The following is a 13,579-nucleotide window of genomic DNA, read 5'->3' on the forward strand; positions in this document are numbered from 1 at the left end:
GTGAGACTAAAGTAGCATTAACTGAAGTCTTCATTTAAAGGTAAAACCTGAGACCATAAGTTCAACAGACAGAAAATACTGCGAATTTTTGATATTGCAGTATAAAATTAAAAGCATTTGGAGCATTTAACAAATGAATATTGCCAAAGTAGACTTGAACTTGCTGGTCTATCTCGATGTGTTATTGCGGGAAGGAAGCGTGACGCGTGCTGCTAATCAGTTGAGTATTACGCAGCCAGCCATGAGCAACGGTTTAAAGCGACTCAGAGATTTATTCAAAGATCCACTCCTGGTGAGAACCAGTGAAGGAATGACACCGACAAAGCGCGCCTTGGAGCTTCAACCGATTATTCGCGACGTGTTAAGTAAGTTAGAAAACTCGATTCAACCCGAAACTGATTTTGACCCAAGCACGAGTTCGCGAACCTTCCGGATCATGACTAGCGACTATGCAGAAAGCACTCTGCTATTGGAACTTGTCGGGCGTTTGAGCGTGACAGCCCCAAACATTACCCTTGACCTTATTACACCCAGTGATGTGACCTTTCACGATGTCGAACAAGGCAAGGTGGATATGGCCATCAACCGCTTCGATGAATTACCATTATCCTTTCACCAGAAGGTGATTTGGTACGACAGTTTCAGTTGTGTGCTAAGTGCCAGCCATCCCCTAGCTCAGCGCTGGGATTTGGATAACTACCTCGCTGCACAGCATATATGGGTGAGTAAAACAGGATTTGGAGTTGGTGTGGGTATCGACCCCAATGAAGTACAAAAACTGGGCTGGGTGGATGCTGAACTAACAAAAATTGGAAAACAACGGGCAATACGGGTTTTCACCCGACACTATCATGCCGCACTACAAATTGCGAAAACCCAGAATTTGGTGGCAACCCTGCCCAGCAAAGCCGCCAGGTTATATAAAGACGACCCGACTGTGATTGTAAAGGAACCTCCTTTCGACATTCCGCCAATCGCGCTAAAAATGGCATGGAGCGCCCTGCTCCATCACGACGCGGGTCACATTTGGCTGCGCAGACTGATAGCTGATGTCGCTGCAGAACTGAGTGAAGGCTAAAGGTTACCAGTGACCTGCTGGTACCGAAGGTACTGGCTAGTCACACTTAAATTCACAGCATTTATGGCAAAAATACAAACCATAAATTAAAAATAATGACACTTTCTCTCTACACTGTTCCTACGACCCATAAATAGAGAATCAGTATGAAAGATTACGTTCGTCAAGGCAGGCTTCAGGTAGCTGAAGTTCTTCACACTTTTCTACATGAGCAGGCGATTCCTGGTACAGGGGTTGACCCAACAACGTTTTGGCTCGATTTTGAACAACTCCTTCTCGACTTAACCCCAAAGAACCAGGCTATTCTCGATAAACGTGATGCGTTACAAGAGAAAATAGACGCCTACCATCGGGATGGGCAGCCGACATCCGGAGAAATCTATCTGCATTTTCTGCGCAGTATTGGTTACTTACAAGAAGCCCCTGCAAATGCCTCTGCTACCACGAAAAATGTCGATCCAGAAGTAGCAACAATGGCTGGACCTCAATTAGTGGTGCCAATTAATAACGCAAGATACGCCATTAATGCTGCCAATGCTCGCTGGGGAAGCTTATACGACGCACTATATGGTACGGATGTAATCAGTGATGAGGGCGGTGCAGAAGCGGGTTCACAATATAACCCCGCCCGAGGAGCAAAAGTCATTGAAACCGCGAAAAGCTGGCTTGATAAAATGCTACCTTTATCTGCAGGTTCTCACAAAGACGTAACAGCTTATCATTTAAAAGATGGACAATTGACAGCGAGCCTTAGTGAAGGCAGTGCGAGTCTGCTGGACGCATCTCAATATCTGGGATTTAGCGGCTCAGTAGACTCACCCGATTGTATTTTATGTATTCATAATGGTTTGCATTTTGAAATACAGCTTGATCCCACTCACCCTATAGGTAGTGCTGATAAAGCTGGCGTTAAAGACATTTTATTAGAAGCTGCACTTTCTACCATTATGGATTGCGAAGACTCTGTTGCTGCAGTAGACGCAGAAGACAAAACGCTGGTATATGCAAACTGGCTTGGCCTCATGAAAGGCGATTTAGCATTGTCCATGGAAAAAAACGGCACCACCATTACACGGACCATGAATAGTGACCGGTACTACACTGACGCCCGGAATCCACAGGATGTGATCACACTTCCCGGTCGCAGCTTAATGTTTGTGCGCAATGTAGGTCATCTTATGACAAATGACGCCATCCTTCTCGATGAAAAACCCGTGTTCGAAGGGCTCATGGATGGTGTCATCACGTCGCTCATTGCAAAGCACGATTTACTCGGTAACGGCGACTATCAAAACTCCAAATGTGGCAGTGTGTATATTGTTAAACCCAAAATGCATGGCCCGGAAGAAGTGGCCTTTGCCAGTGAGCTTTTTAGCCGAATAGAATCCATGCTGGGGCTGCAAGAAAACACGTTAAAGATGGGGATCATGGATGAAGAGCGGCGCACCAGTATAAACCTTAAAGCGTGCATTGCGGCGGCATCTGAGCGAGTGGCGTTTATCAACACTGGCTTTCTGGACAGAACGGGTGATGAAATTCATACCTCGATGTTAGCGGGGCCTTTCGCCGCGAAAGGAGAGCTCAAGGCTATGCCTTGGATTCAGGCTTATGAAAAAGCAAACGTCATTACTGGGCTGGAATGCAATTTACGCGGTAGAGCGCAAATTGGTAAAGGTATGTGGCCAGTGCCTGATCAGATGGCGGCTATGATGAAAGCGAAAATTGCACATCCTCAGGCAGGAGCTAACACAGCCTGGGTTCCATCCCCTACAGCGGCAACATTGCACACTCTGCATTACCATGACGTTGATGTCGCATCTATGCAAGAGCAAATGGAGCAGGAAGCTTATGATGGTATCGCTGATATCCTCACCATTCCCCTTTTAAAGGAGCCTGGCCGTTTGTCCGCAGAACAAATACAACGCGAAGTAGACAACAATGTACAGGGAATTCTGGGTTATGTAGTGAAGTGGGTTCATCAGGGCATAGGGTGCTCCAAAGTACCGGATATCAACAATGTAGGACTTATGGAAGATCGGGCTACGTTGAGGATCTCTTCTCAGCACTTAGCGAACTGGCTTCATCACGGCATTATTTCGAAAACTCAGGTTGAAGCGTCTTTAGTAAAAATGGCTACTCTGGTTGATCAGCAAAATGCAGAGGATACCAACTACATTCCAATGTCAGATGATCTTGAAAGCGCTATTGGCTTTCAAGCAGCAAAGGACTTGATTTTCAAAGGTATGCAACAACCCAATGGTTACACCGAACCACTACTTCACCAACGCAGAAAACAAATGAAAGCCAATCATTAAATTTCAAAAGCCACATTTGTGGCTTTTGTTTTATTTTTTATACCATAGAGTCAAAATATAGTCTTATTGATTAGCCGAAATGCTTTCGCAGATCAGATACCGAGTGTATTCTCAAAAGTATGGAAGTTTACCAAGTAGCCAACTATATTCCTTGGGTGTGTATTATTCCCAGGTGCTATTGCTCGATACTTTTAGTCTCTTGCTTCACGCGCTGCAGTGTAGGATTGGCCCGAAAAAGGTATAGATTTGTACTATGAGTAAGCACTCGATTTTCGACACAATAAATAAAAAAATTCGCAAAAGCCGGGTTGGTAAAATGGTTGCCGGGTATCAGCAATTGCGAGAAGCGAACTATATCTCCACCCACTTCAGTAGTTATCTGGAGCCCGTCTTAGCGGTGGATGATGATTTAAGAGAATCGGTATTTAAGATTCGCCATAACGTTTATTGTGAAGAACTCGCCTTTGAACCTATCCATCCTCAGGGAATAGAAAAAGACGAATTTGACGATTACTCCCGTCACTGCATGATTCGACACATTAATAGTAACCAGATGGCCGGTACGGTCAGGGCTGTAAGGCCATTGCAAGAAGATCAGTTACTACCTATTGAAAAATACTGCAGTGATTCTATCACCCGAGACGATTTACGGCCTTCACAGTTTAAACGTCACGAAGTCTGCGAAATATCCCGACTCGCAGTACCTAAGTACTTCAGACGTCGTCGAACAGATGATTTTGACGGTTCTGCAACAGGTGCAATTAACCCGGTAACCTACTCTGAAACCGAGCTGCGCTGCTTTCCGTTTATTGCGGTAGGTTTGTACTTTGCCGCAGCAGCATCAGCACTGGAATTCGGAGTGAAACATGCTTACGTTATGATGGAACCGCGATTAGCGAGAAGTATGGGCTATGTGGGGATCAAGTTTCAGCAAATTGGTCCTGTGGTAAACTATCATGGAAAGCGTGCACCGTATTATATTAACAGGCCATTGCTGGAAGGCAGCCTAAAACCGGGCTTTGCATCAATGCTTAATGAAATCAGGCTTAAATTGCGGGAGCAAATTCCTATGCTACCAGAAGAGCGGGAAGAATACTTGCAACAGTTCATGAACAAATGAACTGTTGCTTAGCGTATCAAACGTTATAAAAGTCGCGATACCATTCAACAAATCGACCAATTCCCGTCTCAATATTCGTTGACGGACGGTAACCGGTATCTTTAACCAAGGCTTCTACATCTGCGTAAGTATCGGGCACATCACCCTGCTGCAATGGCAACAATTCTTTTTCCGCTTCTTTGCCCAACGCTTTTTCCAGGGTTTCAATATACGTCATCAAATGTACCGGCGTTTGGGCACCAATGTTATACACCTTCCACGGTGCTTTACTGGAACCTGGACTCGGTGCTTCACCAGTCCATTCAGGATTGGGTTGAGCGGTATTGTCCAGCGTAGCGATGATCCCTTCAACAATATCATCAATATAAGTGAAGTCGCGACGGTGATTACCAAAGTTAAACACCTTGATTGGCTTATCGTTGAGAATAGCTTTGGTAAACAGGAACAATGCCATGTCTGGACGACCCCAAGGTCCGTACACAGTAAAGAAACGCAAACCAGTTGTTGGTAAACCGTACAGATGGCTGTATGTATGCGCCATCAATTCATTGGCTTTTTTGCTGGCGGCATAGAGGGATACCGGATGATCAACATTGTCTTCAACAGCAAACGGCATGCTTTCGTTGGCGCCGTACACTGAACTTGAAGACGCATAAACCAAATGTTTAACCTTGTTGTGTCGACAGCCTTCAAGAATGTTCATGAAACCAACAATGTTGGCGTCAATATAGGCGTGGGGATTTTCCAAAGAGTAACGCACGCCAGCCTGAGCTGCCAAATGAACCACTTTATCAAATTTGTGTTCGGCGAACAGCGCCTCCATACCTTCGCGATCTTCTACTGCCATTTTAACAAAGGTAAATTTGTCGCTCGTTGGCAACGCCTTAACCCTTGCTAAACGCGCCTCTTTAAGAGAAACATCGTAGTAATCATTCAGGTTATCCAACCCGACGACTTCATCACCACGTTCCAATAAAACCATTGAAACGTGAGAGCCAATGAAGCCTGCGGCTCCTGTTACCAGTACTTTCATGGATACTATTCCTTATAAGCGAATATCAACGCTCTGTTTATCAAACATATATTTAAGATCGAATATAATACTTTCCGCTTTGCAGAGACCTCTTAACTCATCCTGCGTCCACGCTTTAAACTGATTATGGGCAACAGCGGCAATGACTGCATCGTAATGCTGCTGTTTTGGCGCATCGACCAATGTGAGATTGTACTCATGCTGTACTTCTTCTGACTCCGCCCACGGGTCGTAAATATCCAGATTCACGTTGTAGTCAGTTAACTCCTTCGCGATATCAACTACTTTTGTATTTCGGATATCCGGGCAGTTTTCTTTGAAAGTAATCCCTAAGAGTAAAATGTTCGCACCGTTAACCATGATTTGTTTTTTCAACATGGCTTTAACCAGACGGGATACGACATACTCTCCCATACGGTCATTGATACGGCGACCGGCAAGGATAACATCAGGATGATGTCCCAGTTCTTCAGCTTTGTGGGTGAGATAATAAGGGTCAACTCCAATGCAGTGCCCGCCTACCAGGCCCGGACGAAATGGTAAAAAGTTCCACTTACTACCCGCCGCCTCCAAAACTTCTTCGGTATCAATACCCACTTTTTCAAATATCATTGCCAACTCATTAATAAGGGCAATATTTAAGTCGCGCTGCGTGTTTTCTATCACTTTAGCGGCTTCGGCAACCTTAATTGAACTGGCTTTGTGCGTGCCAACCTCAATGACTTCGTTATACAGCGCATCTACTTTATCAGCAATTTCAGGCGTACTGCCTGAGGTTACTTTAACAATGCTTTCCAGGCGGTGCTTCTTATCACCCGGATTAATCCGCTCAGGGCTATATCCGGCATAGAAATCTTCATTAAATGTAAGCCCGGAAACTTTTTCGATAATAGGAATACAAAACTCTTCTGTCGCCCCAGGATATACAGTTGACTCATAAATAACCGTGGTGCCTTTAGCAATTACCGAACCAATCATTTCACTGGCTTTGAGAAGCGGTGTCATATCGGGCTGCTTGTTTTTGTCGATTGGCGTAGGCACAGTTACAATGATGACATTGCAATCGCTAAGCACGGCGCTATCATCCGTAAACGACAGCGACTGAGTTTGTCGTAACTCGTCTTCTGAAACTTCAAGCGTATGATCTTTAAATGTTTTCAGTTCTTCTACACGCTGGGAATTAATATCAAAACCCACCGTTTCTCTTTTCTTGCCAAAAGCAACAGCCAAAGGCAACCCAACGTAACCCAGGCCGATAACGGCAATTTTATTAAATTCAATTGTCATAATTCTGGTGTTTCCCAAACCAATTTCAGAAATGTTGTCACATTTTTCACGCCATGGAAATGTTTCTAATAGGCGACGTTAGCGACTTATTTATCAAAAAAGCTGATGCTTTTCAGCTAGTGCATTTATATGTTTGACCGGAATCGCATACGTAATGCCGCTGGGCGTACTAATGGCGGCTTCTTTTGTCTGCTTTACGAAGACTTTGTTTATCACCGCGATAACGTCACCATTCTCTACATTATATACCGGACTTCCACTATTACCGGGATATGCCGTTACATCCAGTTGGTAAACCATAAAAGGGTTCTTGAGGCTTTCTAAAAACGCCTGGGACAACTGCTGACTATTTGCCGCGGAAATAATATTTGGTGTGTAAGCGGCAACTATGCCTCTGTGGGTAGCAGGATACAACCCTAATACAGCGCCGATGGGAAAGCCGGTGACAGCGATTTCCGTTCCATCTCGCACTACGCTGTCAGGGTTTGCCAGAGGGATTACAGGAAGCTTGCCTTTAATTTTCAATATGGCGAGATCGTGTTTCTCGTCGCTATACACTTCTTCGACCTGCACGACTGCATGTTTAGTGCCTTTGGGAACAAATATTACGCGGTTAAACTTGATATCTTCTTGCTCAGGTACTGCTTCAATAACGTGATGATTTGTAACTACATAGCGCCCGTCCGCCACAGCAAAGCCAGTTCCCTTTAATTGATGACTTACTGTAGCCAGCGGTGCGTAAAAGCCCACGCCAACCACTGCAGGTTTCACTTTGTCTACCAGGTCTGGCAGCTTGGTTGCTTCAATAGAGAGGGAAAAACTAAAAAGTATTAGTAACAGACTCAGCTTTTTCATCTAAAATCCTTTTTAACGGTTCCAATTATTCACAAAGACGCAGGTATAATGTCATCATAGCGTGATATTCTTAAAAGAAGTATATCTGCGCTGTCTCGTAGGATAACCGAGTATTATATGAATTTTAATTACGACGTAGCATTTTCACGAAATATTGGATGGGTTACGCAAGAAGAGCAATCACTGTTACGGGCTAAGCGCGTAGCCGTTGCCGGTTGTGGTGGTGTGGGCGGCCTGCATTGTTTAACGCTTGCCAGGCTGGGTGTCGGAAAAATTAACATCTCAGATTTCGACCAGTTCGACATTCACAATATGAACCGTCAGTGCGGCGCGTTTGTGTCTACAAAAGACAGAAACAAAATTGATGTAACCACTGAGATGCTTTCAGATATAAACCCTACTATGGAGATAGGTGTATATCCCGACGGAATTAATGAAAGTAATGTGGATGATTTTCTGCAGGACGTGGATCTATATGTTGATAGTCTCGACTTCTTTGCTCTTAAAGCACGCAAGTTAGTTTTTTCCAAATGCTATGACAAAGGAATACCGGTAATAACCGCTGCTCCTCTGGGTATGGGCGCAGCCTTCTTGTGCTTTATGCCGGGAAAGATGACTTACGAAGAATATTTTCGCTTCGAGGATAAAAAGACAGAAGAAGAACAACTTATTCAGTTTTTAATCGGCTTATCACCTGCCATGCTGCAGCGGGATTACCTGGTAGACCCATCATCAGTAGATTTTAAAGCACAGAAAGGGCCGTCCACCGCCATGGCCGTGAATTTGTGTGCCGGTATAGCAGAAACTCAGGCTTTAAAGATTTTACTCAATAGAGGTAAAGTATTACACGCGCCCTATGGACTTCATTTTGATGCTTACAAAGCCAAATTCAGCAAAACATGGTGCCCTTTTGGTAATAGAGGCCTCCTTCAGCGTCTTAAATATAAGATTGCTAAAAACGTAGTGCTCAAATAACGTACAAACAAGGTGTCAGGGAATTTTACAGCAGAAGTTTCCGTCTTTCCTATAAAACAACAAAACCCTTTAATATTAGCAAGTTAAAAAGTTGGCATCATAACTGCTATTTGTTTATCGAGGCCTAACAGCCGAACTAATATGAATATGGAGATGGTTATGAAATTTAATAAAGTTGTAAAATCCCTCGCATTAACTGCTGGTTTGGCGGCGTCTTTCACTAGCTCTGCTGAGTTCTTGGACTTCACTGTTGACGAAGCAGATTACGGCGGTACTGAGATTACTGGTGATAAATTTAATGGTTCTTATTTTGAAAGTTTAGTTTTTGACGGCATGGGTGGTTTTACTACTGGTGCTTTCGCAACTTTCACATCAATTGTTGCTGACGAAGGTACAAGCCCTCAAAATACTTCAGTGCTTGGCTTCAACATCGGCAACTTAGGCTACAGCCTTTATGCTGTATTAACTGCAAGCGGTACTTCAAACCCAGCAGAAACTGAATTCACTGCAACTTCTGGTGAGTTCACACTGTGGATTGACCCAAGCTTCGATACTGTTTCTGACAACCTTCTGGCTGGTACTGTTACAGACGGAAACGGTGATGACATCATGATCGGTTCAGCAACTGCAGTTCAAAACGCTTATGGCGAGTATGAGAACGGTACTGGTAACTTCAACTTCGATTTCACTGATTTCACGTTGACTACTGACGGCATGGACTACTTTGTAGACCCAGCACCTTTCTACTCAATTGTTACAGTTAACGGTGACTTTGATACTCTGGGTAACCTGCCAGATATTAGCGGTGATTTATCTGCTGTATTCACTAACCCAGTAAATGTTCCAGAGCCATCAACTGTTGCAGTTCTTGCTCTTGGCCTGTGTGGTCTGGGCTTCACAGCACGTCGTAAAAACAAATAAGTTTTTTACTCTAAGAAAAAAGGCAACTTCGGTTGCCTTTTTTTATGTCTTAAATCTAACAACACAAGATAAGGCTTCATACTTTTAATTTGTTATAATAAAGCTTACAGTGATGGGCGTAGACACATTGGAACATTATGTAATTTATGGATAGAAAGTTAATGAAAAGAATCAGCACCGTTGTAGCATCTTCCCTTTTCCTGTTTGCATGTAGCAAAATAACTGTAGATCAGCGAATGTCTGAAGCTGAAATCGCGTTGAAAGACGGTAATTATAAGCGGGCGATCATTCAACTAAAATCTGCTGTTCAGGACTCACCCAATGACGTACGCCCCAGAATAGAACTTGCTAAGATCTACTTCGATATTGGAGATATGGTAAGCGCTATCGCCACATTCGACAAAGCACTAACACAACGAGCGAACATTAACGACTTCGCACAAGAATATTTCCTGGCCCTTTACTCAATGGCTGACCTCGACGTTTTCGAGGTTACACTAGAAGAATTTCAAAACGAACTAAATGGTGAGGCGCGCACCTCAGTCGAACTTATTGCAGCAGTCATCTCCGGCAGAGCAAAGTCTGAGGAAATGGCGGTACAGCACCTGGAGATGGCCAAAGAAAAAGCTTCAGAGAACGATTTAGAAAGGATAAAAGATACTGAGTTTGTCATTAGACATTTTCTGCTATCAGACGACATTGAAAAAAAAGAAACCCTATATGCGTTAGCTGATAAATATCCAACAGACTGGTTGTTAAGGTCTCTTATCGCAGAGATCCAACAGGCTATAGGTGATTTTGATCTCGCAGCCAAATCGTATCAAGATCTTCTCTCATTGAAGCCCTATTTCGCTCAATTAAATCTGAAAATAGCCGAAGTTCTGTTAATGGCGAGAAGTTACAGTGAAGCAGAAGAATATATTGATAAAATTTTAAATATTTCTTCAACAAACCCACTGGCAAACCAACAAAAAGCACTTATTGCGTTATCACGTAATAATTTCGACGACGCAGCTAAACATATTGAAATAGCTATAAGTCAAAACCTGGTTACACCTACATCTGTGTATGTTGCCGGGATTTCACATTTTCAAATTGGCAACTATGAACAAGCACTTTCTTATCTTGAAAAAATAGTCGATGCTTTGCCGCCAAGTCATCCTGGTTTGCAGATGTATATCGCTGCAAAACTGAGTGCCGGAGATTCACTCTCTGCCTACAAAATGTATGAGAAGTTTCCGGCCCTTATTTCCAGTAACAATCGTTTGGCAACCAAAGCCGCTTCTGCGTTACTTTTTTCAGGGGAACGTGGTGAAGCAGCGGCTATTCTTCAAAGAGTTGAGGCCGATAACTTCAATTCGAGTGAAGAAAAACAACAACTAGGTTTATTAAAACTCGGGGCTGGTGATAAAACCGCGGTGAGCCTGGTTGAAAGCTCTTCTCAGCAGATAGTTAACTCTGCCAGTGAAGACCAAAGCTATAAATCCAAGCTTCTGCTTGTTGGAATTAAAACGAGTAATGGGGAAATTGAAGAAGCTCGTAGAATTATTTCGGAATGGATAAACGATGAACCAGATGAAATAGACAACTACCTTATTTCAAGCGAGTTCGAATCTTTTGTCGGTAATACTGAGGCTCTTGATAGCATCTTTGAAGAAATCAAGCGCTTATCACCGTCAAACCCACAGGCTCTCAGGTATTATGCGGGTAAGGAATTGCGAGAGCAGAACTTCGACGAAGCTCTTGAAGCATATATGTCTCTTCTTAAAAGGGACCCAAATGACGAAATTGCACTGACAGGCGCTACTATTGCGGCTGCAAATACAAGTCAAGCACGAATTGCTTATCAAAATATCGATAAATTATTGAAAGATAGTGGAAAAGCAACTCCTTATACATTTATTCATGCCGCTTTTTTGCAAAACGATTATAAAGATGTCGTTTCCCTGTCTCGTACAAGTGTATTTGACTACAAAACCCAACCAAAAGCAGATTATCTTGTCGCGCGGTCTTATCTTGCACTAAGCCAGCCCCTTGCTGCCATTGATGTGCTGCGAAGAAACATCAAAGCCGGCTGGATTACCGAGCAGGTATTTGAAGCCTTTGTAGAGGCGAAAATGCAGGCTGAAGGAAATCGTTCAGCCCTTCGTGTATTAAACAATACGCCAGAAAACCTAAAAAACAGTGATCGAATCAAATTACTTAAAGCACACATTTTAGTGAACGACGGGCAGTATGATGCAGCGCTCCAATTGATCACGAGTCTTCCCGCGGAGCTTCGAAATAGTCCGGGGGCACAGCAAATAAGCGGCAGGGCGACCGCAGCGAAGAACGATTATGCAACCGCACTACCCGCATTAAGAGACGCCTATAAATCTCTTGGTACACTGAAATCTGCTCAACTCTTATATAAAGCGTTAAAAGAAACTGGTGATACAGAAGCAGGGCTGACTGTTTTACAAGAAACCGCTCAACGCACACCTGGCTATGATAACGCCGATTTGTTTTATATTAGCGAGTTATCAAAAGTTGATGGAGAAAAAGCTGTATCTGAATATCAAGCGCTACTCAAAGCTAAGCCCAGACACTGGCAAGCGATGAATAATCTCGCCTGGTTGTTGTTGCAACAGGGGCAGTTAGACGAAGCCAATCGTTGGATAATGCAGGCTCTTAGCCTCCAGCCAAGTAATAACGCGCTTCTTGATACTAAAAATAAAATCGAAAGCGCTATCAAGCGTTAAACTTGTAGCAACAGTGAATACCAAGAATAAACTATGAAACCCAAGTTACTATGGATTAAGGCAGATGAACTTTACCCTTTAAACAGTGGAGGTAAAATTCGTACCTACAACATGATGGTGCAGTTGAAAAACCATTATGACATTACATATTTCACTTTGAAGGAATCTGGCACGGCGGCGACGCCAAACATAACTGATTATTCCGATCACCAGGTTTTCGCAGAGTGGAAAGACAACAAAAGCAGTAAGATTAATGTATTAGCCGATGTGGCCAAAAATGTGCTGACCACATCTTTGCCTTATGTCATTGATAAATACACCACTGACACTATTCAGCAAACGCTGCGTAAGCTGTTAGAAAGCAGCGAATTTGATGTTGTGGTATGCGATTTTCTATCCTTGTCGGTAAATCTTACCGCTTTGCCGAAAAAGAAAAACACTACCTATGTATTGTTCCAACACAATGTTGAGAGCTACATTTGGGAGCGGCATTATAAAAACGCCGGTAATCCTGGCAGCAAAATATTTTACAAAAACCAATGGGAACGTTTTGCTGCCTTTGAACGTAAAACCTGCCAGTGGTTTGATGGCGTCATTGCAGTAAGTGATTTCGATAAAGACGTATTCAAAAATGAATTCGGACTGACGAATGTATTAGGTCACGTTGAAACTGGTGTAAACCTCGAATTTTTCGCGGAAATTCCCCGTAAGCCTGTAGACAATTCACTGGTGTTTCTTGGTTCAATGGACTGGATGCCAAATATTGATGGTATTGAAGACTTTATCAAGCACTGCTACCCCATGATCAAAAAAGCAGTGCCAGAGGTAACATTAACCATATTAGGTAGAAACCCTCCAGACAAAATTACTCAGTTAGGTGAAGCTGACGACAGTATCACTGTTACAGGAACAGTCGATGACGTAAGGCCTTATCTGGCAGCATCGACTGCTTCAATTGTGCCACTTCGGATTGGTGGTGGCACTCGTATTAAGATTTTTGAAACCATGGCTGCAGGGCTACCCGTGATTTCAACAACCATCGGGGCTGAAGGTCTGCCCATTACTCATGATGAAAATATCATGATTGCGGATGAACACGAGCAATTTGCTGAAGCGGCTGTTTCTCTACTAAAAGACAATACAAAAGCCACTGAGATTGCCAATAATGGTTACCGCTTGGTAAAAGAAAATTACAGCTGGCAAACGGTCACACAAGATTTTGTTGATATGCTCAATACAGCAAGAAATAAATAG

Annotated in this window: 10 protein-coding genes; 7 read left to right on the forward strand and 3 right to left on the reverse strand. The window is 43.4% G+C overall.

Features of this window, described 5'->3' with window-relative positions; all coding sequences use genetic code 11:
* Window positions 1-133: 133 nt before the first annotated feature.
* The 3 genes from ACXACM_RS16490 (at window position 134) to ACXACM_RS16500 (ending at window position 4,513) form a co-directional block, all read left to right on the forward strand.
* Entirely contained in the window at window positions 134-1,078 is a 945-nt protein-coding gene (locus ACXACM_RS16490; protein WP_474823097.1) for a LysR family transcriptional regulator, read from the forward strand.
* A 146-nt stretch (window positions 1,079-1,224) separates the two neighbouring features.
* Window positions 1,225-3,393, forward strand: coding sequence for a malate synthase G (locus ACXACM_RS16495; protein ID WP_474823098.1), 2,169 nt, complete (start codon window positions 1,225-1,227; stop codon window positions 3,391-3,393).
* Window positions 3,394-3,646: 253 nt separating this feature from the next.
* The gene (locus ACXACM_RS16500; RefSeq protein WP_474823099.1) at window positions 3,647-4,513 is read left to right on the forward strand and encodes a PEP-CTERM/exosortase system-associated acyltransferase; all 867 of its coding nucleotides are present in this window, start codon (window positions 3,647-3,649) and stop codon (window positions 4,511-4,513) included.
* Between the two features lie 16 nt (window positions 4,514-4,529).
* Here the strand turns inward: ACXACM_RS16500 and ACXACM_RS16505 are convergent, their stop codons facing one another.
* The 3 genes from ACXACM_RS16505 to ACXACM_RS16515 form a co-directional block, all read right to left on the reverse strand.
* Window positions 4,530-5,546 (reverse strand): NAD-dependent epimerase, encoded by a 1,017-nt coding sequence (locus tag ACXACM_RS16505; RefSeq protein ID WP_474823100.1) that lies wholly within the window; start codon window positions 5,544-5,546, stop codon window positions 4,530-4,532.
* Window positions 5,547-5,558: 12 nt separating this feature from the next.
* Window positions 5,559-6,833, reverse strand: a complete 1,275-nt coding sequence (gene tviB, locus ACXACM_RS16510) for a Vi polysaccharide biosynthesis UDP-N-acetylglucosamine C-6 dehydrogenase TviB (RefSeq protein ID WP_474823102.1) — start codon at window positions 6,831-6,833, stop codon at window positions 5,559-5,561.
* 93 nt (window positions 6,834-6,926) lie between these two features.
* Window positions 6,927-7,688: a S1 family peptidase gene (locus ACXACM_RS16515; protein WP_474823104.1), complete on the reverse strand. Its 762-nt coding sequence runs from the start codon at window positions 7,686-7,688 to the stop codon at window positions 6,927-6,929.
* A gap of 117 nt (window positions 7,689-7,805) precedes the next feature.
* Between ACXACM_RS16515 and ACXACM_RS16520 the strand changes: the two genes are divergently transcribed.
* The 4 genes from ACXACM_RS16520 (at window position 7,806) to ACXACM_RS16535 (ending at window position 13,579) form a co-directional block, all read left to right on the forward strand.
* Window positions 7,806-8,663, forward strand: coding sequence for a ThiF family adenylyltransferase (locus ACXACM_RS16520; protein ID WP_474823105.1), 858 nt, complete (start codon window positions 7,806-7,808; stop codon window positions 8,661-8,663).
* A 159-nt stretch (window positions 8,664-8,822) separates the two neighbouring features.
* Entirely contained in the window at window positions 8,823-9,584 is a 762-nt protein-coding gene (gene pepA / locus ACXACM_RS16525) for a flocculation-associated PEP-CTERM protein PepA (protein WP_474823106.1), read from the forward strand.
* A 161-nt stretch (window positions 9,585-9,745) separates the two neighbouring features.
* The gene (locus ACXACM_RS16530; RefSeq protein ID WP_474823108.1) at window positions 9,746-12,325 is read left to right on the forward strand and encodes a tetratricopeptide repeat protein; all 2,580 of its coding nucleotides are present in this window, start codon (window positions 9,746-9,748) and stop codon (window positions 12,323-12,325) included.
* 33 nt (window positions 12,326-12,358) lie between these two features.
* Window positions 12,359-13,579 (forward strand): glycosyltransferase family 4 protein, encoded by a 1,221-nt coding sequence (locus ACXACM_RS16535; protein ID WP_474823109.1) that lies wholly within the window; start codon window positions 12,359-12,361, stop codon window positions 13,577-13,579.

The sequence above is a fragment of the Alteromonas sp. AWQ4_252 genome, from assembly GCF_056158205.1.

What these genes read in the sequence shown, in the direction of transcription:
- ACXACM_RS16500 (WP_474823099.1), top strand. Translation starts at nt 3,647, where the DNA reads ATGAGTAAGCACTCGATTTTCGACACAATAAATAAAAAAATTCGCAAA.
- ACXACM_RS16530 (WP_474823108.1), top strand. Translation starts at nt 9,746, where the DNA reads ATGAAAAGAATCAGCACCGTTGTAGCATCTTCCCTTTTCCTGTTTGCA.
- ACXACM_RS16505 (WP_474823100.1), bottom strand. Translation starts at nt 5,546, where the DNA reads ATGAAAGTACTGGTAACAGGAGCCGCAGGCTTCATTGGCTCTCACGTT.
- ACXACM_RS16495 (WP_474823098.1), top strand. Translation starts at nt 1,225, where the DNA reads ATGAAAGATTACGTTCGTCAAGGCAGGCTTCAGGTAGCTGAAGTTCTT.
- ACXACM_RS16520 (WP_474823105.1), top strand. Translation starts at nt 7,806, where the DNA reads ATGAATTTTAATTACGACGTAGCATTTTCACGAAATATTGGATGGGTT.
- ACXACM_RS16535 (WP_474823109.1), top strand. Translation starts at nt 12,359, where the DNA reads ATGAAACCCAAGTTACTATGGATTAAGGCAGATGAACTTTACCCTTTA.
- tviB (WP_474823102.1), bottom strand. Translation starts at nt 6,833, where the DNA reads ATGACAATTGAATTTAATAAAATTGCCGTTATCGGCCTGGGTTACGTT.
- ACXACM_RS16490 (WP_474823097.1), top strand. Translation starts at nt 134, where the DNA reads ATGAATATTGCCAAAGTAGACTTGAACTTGCTGGTCTATCTCGATGTG.
- ACXACM_RS16515 (WP_474823104.1), bottom strand. Translation starts at nt 7,688, where the DNA reads ATGAAAAAGCTGAGTCTGTTACTAATACTTTTTAGTTTTTCCCTCTCT.
- pepA (WP_474823106.1), top strand. Translation starts at nt 8,823, where the DNA reads ATGAAATTTAATAAAGTTGTAAAATCCCTCGCATTAACTGCTGGTTTG.